This window comes from Streptomyces sp. NPDC051921 (genome assembly GCF_040680975.1).
Classification (GTDB): domain Bacteria; phylum Actinomycetota; class Actinomycetes; order Streptomycetales; family Streptomycetaceae; genus Streptomyces.
In genome coordinates this window covers 138,656-150,858 of record NZ_JBFAXU010000019.1, presented here as the reverse complement: position 1 = coordinate 150,858, position 12,203 = coordinate 138,656, and the positions used below count along the sequence as shown (strand labels likewise).

Here is a 12,203-nt window from a genome sequence, read left to right as displayed (position 1 = left end):
TGGGGGCGTGCGGGCACGCCCGCCACAGCGGATTCGAGCCCGCCCGGCTCACGGATCACATACGCGCCCCTGGGTCAGCAGACCCGGACGGCGTGCCGGGCGCGCCAGGAACCCGGATGCGGCGGCCGGTCACGCGTCGCGGCGAGAGCGTCACGATGGTGTCGCGCCCGTCCCCGGCCCACGGCTCCGGGCGGCCGGCGTCCGTGATCCTCAGTACCGACGCCTCGTCCGACACCGTGCGCACCGGACCGACGAGGAGCACGCTCCAGCCCTGGCTGAACGCTTCGTCCAGGCGGTCCTCCTCGAAGGCGACGTCCGCGCCGGACGCCGAAGCGCGCGCGAGGGACGAGTCCGCGGCGGTCATGAAGACGATCTCCCCACCGACGACGCGGTAGTTCACGGGGAAGACCGCCAGGCCGTCCCGTTCCTCGACGGCGACCCGGCCGACTCCGTGGCCGTCGAGCAGCTCCCAGCACTCGGCCTCGCCGATCTCCTCCAGCCGTGCACCGTGCGCGGCGTGGCCTCCTCCGGGCGCCAGGTCCACCCGGTACCCGGTGAGATCCTGGACAGTGGTCTCCAGGGCGTTCGCGAGCCGGACCAGGAATTCAACCCCAGGGGTCGGCACCTGCTCCTCGACATAGGCGATGAAGCCCGGTGCGGAGCCGGCCCGTTCGGCCACTTCCTCCCGGGACAGGCCGAGTTGCGCGCGTCGTGCCGCGACGCGGCGGCCCAGGTCGCTCGTCACGTGCGGCGCGTGCCGGTCATCGGCCGTGTTCATCACCGGTCTCCTTCCATGGGCTCCGGACTCCGTTGGGGTACGACGGCGACCGGACACGAGGCGTGGTGCAGGGCACGGTGGGCGACCCTGCCGAGTTCCAGGCCGACGAGCCCGTCCCGGCGTCGCGCCCCGACGACCAGCAGGTCGGTGGCGGCCGAGCGCTCGGTCAGTATCTTGTGGGCGGGGCCCTCGACCGAGCTCCTGCGCAGACGCACCTGGGGATGTTCGGACGCCGCGGCCTCAAGGGCCTTGTCGAGCAGTTCGGTGGACTCCTCCGTGAAGTAGGCTCCCCCGGCGCGCTTCATCAGCAGGTGGTCGGCCGGTCCATGCGCCGGTCGTCGCCAGGCGCGGACGACGTCGAGTTCCGCCTCCCGGGCTGCCGCCTCACGGAAGGCGAACCACACGGCCGGCGAGTCCACGTCGTGGTCTCCCAGGCCGAGCAGGATGCGCACGTGGCGTGCCTCCAGGGCATGTCGGTCTCCACGGACGACGACGACCGGGCAGTGGGCCCGGGCAGCCACGACGAGGCTGACGGATCCGAGCAGAAGGTCGGCGAACTCGCCGCGTCCCCGGGATCCCACGACGAGGATCGAGCCCTCACGCCCCTCCCTGAGCAGCCCGGTGGAGGCGTCCTCGGCGAGGACGTCGGTGGTGAGGGAGAGGTCGGGTGCGCGGCGTCGCGCGCGTTCGGCCGCGGTGCCGACGATGTTCTCGGCGAGGACCTGGCCCGAGGGCCGGTGCGTGGCCCAGCTCGGGACGACTCCCTCGTACCGTTCCCACATCGAGGCATGGACGATCCGCAGGGAAAGCCCACGCCATAGCGCTTCGTCGACGGCCCAGTCCAGAGCCGTGAGACTGCCGTCGGAACCGTCTACTCCCACCACCAGGGGCGATTCCATCGTCCCCACCGCCTTCCGGGTCCAGTGGTGACCTGCTGCCACGCTCGCACCGGGCGGCAGGCACCGGGTAGGGCCGGTCGGCCCCGGACACCGTCCGCCCGGACCAAGCGCGGAGGCGGCACCGAGACACGACGAAAGGAGGGGCCCATCCGCTTCTCGCGGATCCTGATCGCGCGGTGCGCGGCTCCCAGCCGCTTCCCCGCGTCCCTGGGCGCCGGCCCCTCCTCGATTCCAGGAAAGCGCCGGTCGACGGTCCGCGCCAGGGCTGACCGGGTTCCGACGTGCCCCTTTCGGCCCTTGTCGTCCGCCGCCCGGCGGCGACACCCTCGCAGCAACAGGACTCGGGGCGCAGGAGTACCGGAGGCCCGTCATGAAGCACCCACGTACCGTCGACGACGTGATGACCCATGCGGTGGTCTCCGCCAGGCTCGACGCACCGGTGAAGGAGATCGTCCGGTCCATACGCAGCTGGGGCGTGAGCGCCGTTCCCGTCCTGTCGGCCGAGGGGCGTGTGGTCGGTGTGGTGTCCGAGGCGGACGTACTCGGCAAGGTTCCGGGAGAGGACCGGGAGGGCGCAGGACCAGCGACGGCGGGCAGCCTGATGTCGTCGCCGGCCGTCACCGTGCCGCGCGAGGCCACGATCGCGGGGGCCGCACGGCTGATGGGGCGGGGACATCTCAAGCGGCTTCCCGTGGTGGACGAGGACGGCCGCCCGGTCGGTGTCGTCAGCCGGGGCGACCTGCTCAAGGTCTACCTGCGCTCAGACGCCGAACTCGCCGAAGACGTACGCCACGAGCCCCTCACGCATCTGATCCCTGAAGGCGACGCCGCACTCACCGTACGGGTCACAGACGGCGCGGTGACGCTCACCGGAAGCCTGCCACAGTCTGTTCCTACGGATCTGGCCCTGCGGCTCACACGGGCGGTGCCCGGCGTGGTGGACGCGGCGGCGGAGTTCACGACCGCGTAGCCGCCTTCGTGTCATGCGTCGGAAAGTGCTGGACCCGCGCGTCCGGGCCCGGGAACACCAGAGTGACCCGGCCCGTGTCCGACCATCGGACGTCGAAGGGGGGAGTTCCGTCGGCGTGGTGCAGCCCGACGATCTCACCGTCACGTCCCTCGTCCCCGACCGTGGAACCACCCACGATCAACCGGTCGCCGACATGAGCCCACAGCCCGGCGCGTGGCTTCTCCTGGCCTTGCCGTGTTCCGGTCGCAGTCATGGTTCTCGCCTCCCGGCCCACGCACCCGACCTCGGCACTCCGAGACCGGCGCTCTCGCCTTCCACCGTGCATCCCGGCCTGCCGACCGCCATAGGGGCGAACAGTCCCGGAAGGGGACCATTCGGCACTGCCCGAAGAAGGGCTGCGCGCAGCAGGGTGAGACCTGACGGGGCCGCCACGTCCCGTGAAGGAGGACCGTCATGCAGCACCGCACGGTTTTCGAGGTCATGACCCACGAAGTGGTCACCGCCGCCCCACAGGCCCCGTTCATCAGGGCGTCCAGGCGGTGTTCGGCGTCGTCTACCCGCCGCAGGTCGCACTCGTCGGCCTCGGTCGGATCGTCGAACGGCCGGTCGCCGTGAACGGCCTGCCGGGAGTACGTCCCGTGCTGACGACGACGCTGTCCGCCGATCACCGAGCCGCCGACGGAGCCACCGGCGCGCGTCTCCTGACCGCCCTGGACCGACTCCTGCAACACCCGGAGGAACTGTGAACCACGACCAGGCACAGGAGTTCGTCCGGCGAGCCGTCCAGCGCGTCGTACCCGGCGCCGAGTTCGCGGGGCTCGATCGCGACGTGTCACTGCGGGACACGTTCGAGGTGGATTCGCCGGACTCCGTCGAACCCGTCGAGGCGCTCGCCGAACTCAGGGGGAGGGAACTCGCTGAAGACGCCTGTCCGGCCCTCGACACCTGGGACGGCTGCGCCGCTCGCCTGGCGGGCGAGGCACGTGCGTACACGAACGGAAGGAGAGGGTGATGCGTCACCGCAGGATCGGCGAGCTGATGACCCGCGAGGTGGTGAGCGTCCACGGTGCCGATCCCTTCAAGGAGGTCGCCCGCACGCTGTCGCGGCGCCGGGTGACCGCAGTGCCGGTGGTGGACGGCGCGGGCAGGGTGGTCGGGGTGGTGTCGGAGGGGGATCTGCTGCGCAAGACCGCCGACCGAGCCGACGCACCGGGTGATCGGCCGGCCGTGCCGGACCTGGACGCGTGGGAGCGGGCGAAGGCCGAGGGGACCAGAGCCGAGGAGCTGATGTCCGCGCCTGCCGTCTGCGCCCGCCCGGACTGGACCGTGGCGGAGGCGGCACGGCTGATGGAGGTCCAAGGAGTCAAGCGGCTCGTCGTCGTCGACGACGAGGACCGGCTGCTGGGCATCGTGAGCCGCCACGACCTGCTGGGCATCTTCCTGCGCGAGGACGACGACATCCACCGGGAGATCGTCGAGGACGTGCTCGGCGACACGCTCCGTCTCGAACCGAACGCCCTCGCCGTCGAGGTCCGCGACGGGCGGGTGGACCTCGTCGGCAAGCTGCCCTTCCGGGGCATGATTCCGGCGATCGAGCGCATGGTCGCGACCGTCGACGGCGTGGTCTCGGTCTCCTGCACCCGTCTCACGTACGACATCGACGACACCGCACGAGGAGGTGCACGATCATGACGCGGAACATCGTGGTCGGCCTGGACGGCACGGAACAGGCGAACGCCGCCGCAGAGTGGGCGGCCGAAGAGGCGCTGCTGCGCGGCACCGGCGTTCACCTGGTGTACGCGAAGGAACCGGTGCCGGAGACCGTGCTGTCACTCGTTCCACGAGGGTCTGACGACGCGTGGGCCGAGGAGATGGTGGCGCGCACCGCCGCGCGCCTGCGCGAGCGCCGTCCCGGCCTGTCGGTGACCACCCGCCTGCTGCCCGCGGGTCCCGTGCCGGGCCTCGTCGCCGCGGCCGAGGAGGGCGAGCTGCTGGTCCTCGGCTCCCGGGCCCTCGGCAGCGTCGCCGGCTATCTGCTCGGCTCGGTCGGCCTGACGGTCGCCGGTGCGGTCGAACGGCCGGTCGTGCTGGTTCGGGCCGGTAGCGGGGCGACCGTTCCGAGGGGCCCCGTTGTGGTGGGGACCGATGTGCGACAGCCCGTGGACGCCGTGCTGGGTTTCGCCTTCGAGGAGGCCGCCCGGCGTGACTCCGAGGTCCATGTCGTGTACACGGAGCAGCTCCCGCTGTTCGCCGGCCTCGGACCCGCCATGGTCCCGGACATCCGCCTCGCCGTGGCTCCGGAGATCGAGCGTTCGCTGGAAGAGCTGTTGGAGCCCTGGCGCGCGAAGTACCCCGACGTCGAGGCCGCCGCCCGCGTGACGATCGGATCCGCCGGACTCGAGCTGGTCGAGGCCGCCGGAGACGCCGCGCTCGTGGTGGTGGGCAGGCGTCTGCGCCAAGCGGCGCTGGGCGCGCACATCGGCAGCGTGGCACACGCCGTGCTGCACCACAGCCCCGTGCCGGTGGCTGTCGTGCCTCACGCCTGAGCTCGGTTCCTGTGCCGGTGCCGGTGCCGGTCAGGGCTCGGGCGCCGTCGGCCGCAGCCTGACCGCCGTGACCTTGTACTCCGGACACGAGGTCGCGGTGTCGGCGTGCTCCGAGGTGAGGGAGTTGACGCCGCTGTCAGGGAAATGGAACGCGCAGAAGACCTGCCCGGGTGCGAGCTCCGTCCCGACGCGGGCGACGAGCCGCGCCTGTCCGTGACGGCTCTCGACGGTGACCGGCGTGCCGTCCCGGACCCCGAACCGGGCGGCGTCCTCCGGGTTCAGGTCCAGGCGGTCGTTCGCGTCGAGGAGGAGGTTTCCGCCGCGCCGGGTCATGCTGCCGGAGTTGTAGTGGGCCCAGCGGCGCCCTGTGACGAGCACCAAGGGATAGTCCCGGTCCGGCTCCTCGCCGGGCGGCAGATAGGGGGCCGCCGACAGGTGGGCGCGTCCGTCGGGCGTGGCGAACTCCTCCGCGTACAGGGTGGCTTCGCCCGGTCGGTCCGATGCGCGGCAAGGCCAGGGAACCGCGCCCTCCTGGTCGAGCCGCTCGTGCGAGAGACCCGCGAAGAGAGGGGTCACCCGTCCGCACTCCGCGAGAGCAGCCGCCGGGGTGGGGCAGCCCAGGTCTGCACCGAGGGCGTCGGCCACGGCGTGCATGACCTCGAAGTCGGAGCGCGCCGTACCGGGCGGAGTCACCGCTCGCCGTACGCGCTGGAAGCGGCGGTCGAAGTTGACGAAGGTCCCGTCCTTCTCCAGCCAGGAGGCCACGGGCAGGACGACATCGGCATGCCGCGCGGTCTCGCCGAGGAAGAGCTCGTTGACGACGACGAGCGGGCAGGCGTCCAGGGCCTCGGCGACGCGGCGGCTGTCGGGGTCGGTCGCGCACACGTCCTCGCCGATGATCCACAGCGCCCGCAGCCTGCCTTCCCGGGCCGCTGCGAACATCTCGGGGATGCGCAGCCCCGGGACCGGTGGGACCGGCCGGCCCCACACCGACTCGGCCCGGGCTCGGGCATCCGGGTCGGTGACACGGCCGTAGCCGGGGAGCAGGTCGGGCAGGGCTCCCATGTCGGATGCACCTTGCACGTTGTTCTGGCCGCGCAGGGGGCTGATGCCGAACCCGCGGCCGGTGCCGCCGAGGGCGCCGCGCAGGATGGGGAGGTTCGCCAGGGTGCGTACGCCGTCGGTGCCGTGCAGGTGCTCGGTGACACCGAGTCCGTACAGGACGGCGGGACGTTCCGCGCGTCCGTACAGCCGGGCGGTCTCCCTGATGTCGTCGGCGGGTACGCCAGTGATCGCGGCGACCCGCTCGGGCGTGTAGTCGGCCAACAGCTCTGCGAGTGCGTCCAGCCCGGTGGCGCGGTCGCGGAGGAAGTCCGGGTCGGTCATGCCTTCGGCGACGAGGACGTGGGCGAGGCCGTGGAAGAGGGCGACGTTGGTGCCGGGGCGGGGGCGCACGTGCAGGTCGGCGTGGCGGGCGAGTCCGACGGTCCGGGGGTCGGCGACGATCAGGGTGGCGCCTTCGAGCGCCCGTTGGAGGAGGCGGGCGCCGATGACGGGGTGGGCCTCGACGGGATTGGCGCCGACGACCAGGAGGCAGTCGCTGGTCTCGACGTCGTCGAAGGGGTCGGTGCCGCCGGCGCGTCCGAAGGAAGCCGTCAGGCCGGCGGCGGAGGGCGCGTGGCAGAGGCGGGAGCAGTTGTCGACGTTGTTGGTGCCGATGACGGTCCGCAGGAACTTCTGGACGAGGTAGTTCTCCTCGTTGGTGGCGCGGGCGGAGGAGATCGCGGCGACCGCGTCGGGACCGCCGTCACGGACGGCAGCCCGCAGGCCGTCGGCGACTCGTCCCACCGCTTCGCCCCAACTCGCGGGCCGCAGAACCCCGTTCTCACGGACCAGGGGCTCGGTGAGACGCTCGGCGGAGCCGAGGTACCCATACGCGAAACGACCCTTGACGCAGGCGTGACCCCGGTTGACCGGCCCGTCCCGGGCCGGAAGCACGGCGGCGACACGGTCCTCGCGGACGACGACGTCCAGCGCGCAGCCGACCCCGCAGTAGCCGCAGGTGGTGCGGACGCGGTCAGCAGGCGCCTGCCGTGAGGTGATGCCCTGACCGGGTCCAGACTGGGTGATCGCCCCCGTGGGGCAGGTGTCGACACAGCCGCCACAGGACACGCAGTCCGACTCGGCCCAGGTGCCGCCGCTCCCCGGCGCCACCACCGTGTCGGCGCCGCGTCCGGTGAGGGTGAGCGCGAAGGTGCCCTGAACGTCGGAGCACATCCGGACGCAACGCCCGCACGCGATGCACAGGTCCCGGTCGAGATGGACGTACGGGTGACTCTCGTCGCCTCCGCGCGTGGGAGCACCGGTCGCCGTGCCCGGCGGGATCCCCAAGGCCCGGCACGCGTCGCCCAGTTCACTGGGCGCGTCGTCGGCGAGCGCGTGCGGCGGGAGCGCCGAGGCGATCAGGGCGACCGCGTCCCGGCGCAGGTTCCGCACACCCTCGTCGGCGGTGTCGACGGTGAGGCCCGGTGTCGCGGGTGTCACGCAGGCGGCGACGGTCCGGCCGCCTGCACGGACCAGGCAGGTCCGGCAGGAGCCGACCGGGCGGAGCCGGTCGTCGTGACACAGGGTGGGCAGGCCGGCTCCGGTGGCACGTACGGCGTCGAGCAGCGAGGCCCCGTCGGGCACCTCGACCGAGACGCCGTCGACCTCGACCCAAGTCATCGGTCCCATCCTTCCAGGGCCGGCCCGTAGGCGCGGGCCAGGCTGCGGACGGCGGCGGGAACACGCCTGCCGAAGGCACAGAGGCTCGCCTCGTCCATCAGCCGTGCCAGCTGCTCGTAGGACTCCCCCGGGCCGCCCCGGCCCTGCGCGCGTTCGAGCCCTCGCCGGGTGCCGATCCGGCAGGGCGCGCAGGCTCCGCAGCTCTCGTCGGCGGCGAACTCCCAGACATGCCGCAGGAGTGCGTACGGATCGGTGGAGGCGTCGAAGCCGACGATGCCGGCGTGCCCGAGAGCGGCACCCTGGTCCGTAAGTGCTGCCGTGGTGAGCGGGACGTCGAGGGCGGTCCCGGCGAGGAAGCCGCCGAGGGGCCCGCCGATCTGGAGGGCGACGAGCTCGCGACCGTCCTTGAGGCCGCCCCCGAACCGGGTGACGATCTCGCTCACGGGTGCGCCGAGTTCGACCTCGTAGGCTCCGGGCCGGGCGAAGCGTTCGGAGAGGCACACCAGCTTGGTGCCGGTCTCGTCCGGTACGCCGCGCCGGGCGTAGGACGCTCCGCCGTGGGCGACGATCCAGGGCACGGCCGCCAGCGTCTCCACGTTGTTGACCACGGTCGGCCTGTCCCACAGGCCGTGGTCCGTGGGATAGGGCGGCCGGGGGCGCGCGCAGCCGCGAGCACCTTCGAGGCGGGCGATGAGGGCGGTCTCCTCGCCGGCGACGTAGGAACCGGCTCCTTCGACGATCTCGACGAACGGCCGCGGGCCGGCTGCCTCGATGGAGGTCGCCAGGTCGCCCGCCTCCGTCGCGCGTTCCACCGCCCGGCGCAGCCGCGCCATGGCCTTCGGGTACTCGGAGCGCACCAGGACGATCCCGCGCCGGGCGCCGCAGGCGTAGCAGGCCAGGGCGAGTCCGGTGAGGACGCGCTCGGGGTCCTCCTCCATGAGCAGCCGGTCGGCGTACGAGCCCGGGTCGCCCTCGTCGCCGTTCGCGACGACGACCGCGCCCGGCCTCCCCGCCGCGGCGGCCCACTTGTCGGCCACAGGAAACCCGGCGCCGCCCCGCCCGCGCAGTCCCGCGGCGGCGGTCTCCTGCTGCACGTCATCGGGCCGCAGCCCGGCCACCGCCCGGCGCCACACGTCCCAGGCGTCCTGCCCTCCCACGATGCCGGCGAGCAGGACGGGCACACCAGTGGTGTCAGCCGCGGGGATACCCGGCGCGCGGGGTTGCGTCCGCCCGCGGAGTTGGTCGGCCAGGTCCGGGCCGGCGCGGGGCCGGGTACCGTCGAGGGCTGCGGGGCCCGCGTAGCAGTAGCCGAGGCAGTGCACGGTCTGCAGCGAGGTCGCACCGGCCTCGTCGACCGTGCCCGCCGTCACTCCGAGAGCCCGTTCGACCTCAGCCAGGTGCCGTCCGCCGCGCGCGGCGAAGCACGCCGTCGCGGTGCAGACCCGCACATGCCGCTCGCCGCGCGGGGCGGCGAGATCGGCGAAGAAGGTGGCGGGGCCGAGCCCCGCGGCAGCAGGCAGTCCGACTGCCTCGGCGGCTCGGGGTGCCCACGCCGAGGGCGCTTCAGCACTACCCGACCTGGCACGCTCCAGCGCGGCCGGCAACAGCCCGCCGCCCCCTCCGTGCCGCGCGGTCAGCTCACGGAGCGCATCTGAGCGTCGGCCCGGCTCCCCGGACGTCCTCATGGTCCCAGAGTGACCGGCCGGTCCCCCGCCCGCATCCCGGCCGGTCATGGGGCTCACGGTTCCGCGCTCCGCAGGGCGGTCAGGCGCCGGCGGTACTCCTCCTCGTCGATCTCACCGCGCGCCAGTCGCTCACCCAGGATCTGCTCTGCCGACGTGGCGGGCCGAGACCCCCGCGGTCGTTGCGAGGCGCGATCCAGTGTGCGGAAGAGCATCACCGCGATGGTGATGAGCAGGCCCCAGAACAGCACCATGCCAGCAGACATGGCGAACCAGCCCCATCCGTTCATGCCGTCGCCGTACCAGAACATCATCGCCACTCACACTCCCGGCGGCGGACCGGCACAGGAGCGGGACGCCGTGCTGCTGGTCCGTCCGCCACTCCCACCGTGCGTCGACCCAGGACGCCCGCACAGGGCCGAGCGGCCCCCGACCGGGGGCCGGTCGGTCACGGAAGGGAACGAGTGGCCCTTGGAGCCGCAGGCCCACCGGCCGAGAGTGGGGAACAGCACGGCTCGCTCCGTCCACGCGGATCACTGCCGGGAGGCCACCATGGTCCGGAATACGGGGAGCCCGCCGGTCGCGGACGCGCCGCGGCCGTGGCAGATGCTGCTCCTGGCCACCCTCGGGTTCGCGCTCTGCTTCTGGGCGTGGGCGCTGCTCGCTCCTCTCGGCCCACGGCTGCGGGACGACCTCGGCCTCAGCTCCTTCGAGCAGTCGCTGGTGGTCGCCGTTCCCGTGGTGGTCGGCGCGCTCGGCCGGATCCCGGCGGGGGCGTTGACGGACCGCTGGGGCGCACGCCGTGTCTTCCCGCTCGTCGCGGCGCTGACGATCCTCCCCGTGCTGTACCTGGGGCACCTGGCCGACTCGTTGGGCGAGGTGCTCGCCGGCGGCTTCCTCCTCGGGCTCGGGGGAACGGCCTTCGCCGTCGGCGTGCCGTTCGTCAACGCCTGGTACCCGCCCGCACGGCGGGGCGCCGCCCTCGGCATCTTCGGCGTCGGCACCGGAGGAACGGCCCTGTCGGCCTTCACCACCGTCCAGCTCGCCGACGCCGTCGGACGGGCCTTCCCCTTCGACCTCGTGGCCGGTGGCCTCGCGGTCTACGCCGGAGTGGCCTGGTTCCTGCTCCGCGACCGTCCGGGGCGCGCGACGGCGACGGGGTCGATGGTCTCGCGCACGGCCCTGGCCGTGCGTACGCCCGCCACCTGGCAGCTGGCATTCCTGTACGCCGTGTCCTTCGGCGGGTTCGTCGCGTTCAGCGTCTACCTGCCGACGTATCTCACCAGGGCCTACGAACTCGGCCGCTCCGACGCGGGACTGCGGACCGCGGGGTTCGTCGTCCTCGCCGTGGCGATGCGACCTGTGGGCGGCTGGCTGTCGGACCGTACCCATCCCGTTCCCGTACTGACGGTGTCGTACGGGTGCGTTTCGGCGTGCGCCCTGGTCGCGGCGTTCGAGGCGGCCCTCGTCCCCGTGGGCACGGCGGCATTCTTCGGCATGGCCGCGGGCCTGGGTGCCGGGTCCGGGGCGGTCTTCGCGCTCGTCGCACGACTGGTTCCGGCCGAGCGCGTCGGCGCGGTGACGGGAGTGGTCGGTGCGGCCGGCGGGCTCGGAGGGTTCTTCCCACCCCTCGTGATGGGAGCGATCGACAGCGTCGCGCACGACTACACGTGGGGATTCGTCCTCCTCGCCGTGACCGCGGCGGGCGCGGGAACCCTGGCCGCCACCGCCGTCCGCAGACGGGCCCGAGTGACCGCGGACGCCTGATCACAGCAGCGAAGCCGCGACGATTGGGCCCTTCGGCCCCTTCTCAAGGCCTGGGTGGCCGTAGCCTCCCGTTCTTCCAGAGGTTGGGATGGAGAGCATGAACACCGACCGGGCACTCCTCGTCGCCACCGGCGTCAGCAAGATCTACCGGACGGGCTCCGTCGAGGTCACCGCCCTGCTCGACCTGGACCTCCTCGTGCGCCACGGAGAGATGGTCGGAGTCATGGGACCGTCCGGCTCCGGGAAGACCACGCTGCTCAACTGTCTGTCGGGGCTCGACGACATCGACGGCGGCCGGGTCGAGGTCGACGGCCACGACCTGTTCACGATGTCGGACGCGGCGCGCACGGAGCACCGCGCCCACACCATGGGCTTCGTCTTCCAGGCGTTCAACCTCATCCCCGTCTTCTCCGCGGTCGAGAACGTCGAACTGCCCCTGCTGCTCGTGGGCACCCGGCCGCACGAGGCACGTCGCAGGGCACTCGCCATGCTCGACCGGGTCGGCCTCGGCCACCGCGTCGAGCACCGGCCGAGCGAGATGTCCGGAGGCGAACAGCAGCGGGTGACCATCGCCCGCGCCCTGGCCGGACGCCCGGCCATCGTGTGGGCGGACGAACCCACCGGCAACCTCGACAGCGCGATGGCCGACCAGATCATGAACCTGCTGTGCGAGCTCAACCAGGAAGAGGGCCAGACGATCGTCCTGGTCACCCACGACAGCGCCATCGGCGCGCGCGTCCCCCGACTGATCCGCATGCGCGACGGGCAACTGGTCGACGACGTCCGCCAGGCCGTCACCGCCCCGGCGGCGACCCGCGACCTCCCTCAGGGCTGACC

At 72.8% G+C, this 12,203-nt stretch carries 12 protein-coding genes and 1 pseudogene; 7 read left to right on the top strand and 6 right to left on the bottom strand.

The window, feature by feature from the left end:
• Positions 1-55 precede the first annotated feature (55 nt).
• Positions 56-778: a pyridoxamine 5'-phosphate oxidase family protein gene (locus tag AB0M16_RS24745; RefSeq protein WP_365346416.1), complete on the bottom strand. Its 723-nt coding sequence runs from the start codon at positions 776-778 to the stop codon at positions 56-58.
• Entirely contained in the window at positions 778-1,677 is a 900-nt protein-coding gene (locus AB0M16_RS24740; protein ID WP_365346414.1) for a universal stress protein, read from the bottom strand. The genes AB0M16_RS24745 and AB0M16_RS24740 overlap by 1 nt, the downstream gene beginning before the upstream one ends.
• A 370-nt stretch (positions 1,678-2,047) precedes the next feature.
• Here AB0M16_RS24740 and AB0M16_RS24735 point away from each other — a divergent pair, with 370 nt between their 5' ends.
• Positions 2,048-2,647 carry a CBS domain-containing protein gene (locus AB0M16_RS24735; protein WP_365346412.1) on the top strand — a complete coding sequence of 200 codons (600 nt, stop codon included), beginning with the start codon at positions 2,048-2,050 and terminating at the stop codon, positions 2,645-2,647.
• Positions 2,648-2,672: 25 nt separating this feature from the next.
• On the opposite strand, the pseudogene AB0M16_RS24730 reads toward AB0M16_RS24735, so the two are convergent.
• Positions 2,673-2,852: pseudogene (locus tag AB0M16_RS24730) on the bottom strand (DUF1918 domain-containing protein); the annotation flags it as partial.
• A 334-nt stretch (positions 2,853-3,186) separates the two neighbouring features.
• Between AB0M16_RS24730 and AB0M16_RS24725 the strand changes: the two are divergent.
• From AB0M16_RS24725 to AB0M16_RS24710, 4 genes are read left to right on the top strand one after another with little or no spacing between them, the layout of a single operon-like run.
• Positions 3,187-3,393 (top strand): 2-oxo acid dehydrogenase subunit E2, encoded by a 207-nt coding sequence (locus AB0M16_RS24725; RefSeq protein WP_365346410.1) that lies wholly within the window; start codon positions 3,187-3,189, stop codon positions 3,391-3,393.
• The gene (locus AB0M16_RS24720; RefSeq protein ID WP_365346408.1) at positions 3,390-3,659 is read left to right on the top strand and encodes a phosphopantetheine-binding protein; all 270 of its coding nucleotides are present in this window, start codon (positions 3,390-3,392) and stop codon (positions 3,657-3,659) included. Before AB0M16_RS24725 ends, AB0M16_RS24720 begins: the two co-directional genes overlap by 4 nt.
• Positions 3,659-4,339: a CBS domain-containing protein gene (locus AB0M16_RS24715; protein ID WP_365346406.1), complete on the top strand. Its 681-nt coding sequence runs from the start codon at positions 3,659-3,661 to the stop codon at positions 4,337-4,339. Before AB0M16_RS24720 ends, AB0M16_RS24715 begins: the two co-directional genes overlap by 1 nt.
• Positions 4,336-5,193, top strand: coding sequence for a universal stress protein (locus tag AB0M16_RS24710; RefSeq protein WP_365346404.1), 858 nt, complete (start codon positions 4,336-4,338; stop codon positions 5,191-5,193). The genes AB0M16_RS24715 and AB0M16_RS24710 overlap by 4 nt, the downstream gene beginning before the upstream one ends.
• 30 nt (positions 5,194-5,223) lie before the next feature.
• Here AB0M16_RS24710 and fdhF read toward each other — a convergent pair whose 3' ends face one another.
• Genes fdhF through AB0M16_RS24695 form a run of 3 tightly spaced genes read right to left on the bottom strand, consistent with a single transcriptional unit; the run spans position 5,224 to position 9,913 of the window.
• Positions 5,224-7,917 carry a formate dehydrogenase subunit alpha gene (gene fdhF / locus AB0M16_RS24705; protein WP_365346402.1) on the bottom strand — a complete coding sequence of 898 codons (2,694 nt, stop codon included), beginning with the start codon at positions 7,915-7,917 and terminating at the stop codon, positions 5,224-5,226.
• The gene (locus AB0M16_RS24700; RefSeq protein WP_365346400.1) at positions 7,914-9,602 is read right to left on the bottom strand and encodes an NADH-ubiquinone oxidoreductase-F iron-sulfur binding region domain-containing protein; all 1,689 of its coding nucleotides are present in this window, start codon (positions 9,600-9,602) and stop codon (positions 7,914-7,916) included. The genes fdhF and AB0M16_RS24700 overlap by 4 nt, the downstream gene beginning before the upstream one ends.
• Before the next feature lie 53 nt (positions 9,603-9,655).
• Positions 9,656-9,913 (bottom strand): SHOCT domain-containing protein, encoded by a 258-nt coding sequence (locus AB0M16_RS24695; protein WP_365346486.1) that lies wholly within the window; start codon positions 9,911-9,913, stop codon positions 9,656-9,658.
• A 238-nt stretch (positions 9,914-10,151) separates the two neighbouring features.
• Between AB0M16_RS24695 and AB0M16_RS24690 the strand changes: the two genes are divergently transcribed.
• Both AB0M16_RS24690 and AB0M16_RS24685 read left to right on the top strand, forming a co-directional pair.
• Positions 10,152-11,366 carry an MFS transporter gene (locus AB0M16_RS24690; protein ID WP_365346398.1) on the top strand — a complete coding sequence of 405 codons (1,215 nt, stop codon included), beginning with the start codon at positions 10,152-10,154 and terminating at the stop codon, positions 11,364-11,366.
• A 97-nt stretch (positions 11,367-11,463) separates the two neighbouring features.
• On the top strand, positions 11,464-12,201 hold the full coding sequence (locus tag AB0M16_RS24685; RefSeq protein ID WP_365346396.1) for an ABC transporter ATP-binding protein: 738 nt from the start codon (positions 11,464-11,466) through the stop codon (positions 12,199-12,201).
• Positions 12,202-12,203 lie beyond the last annotated feature (2 nt).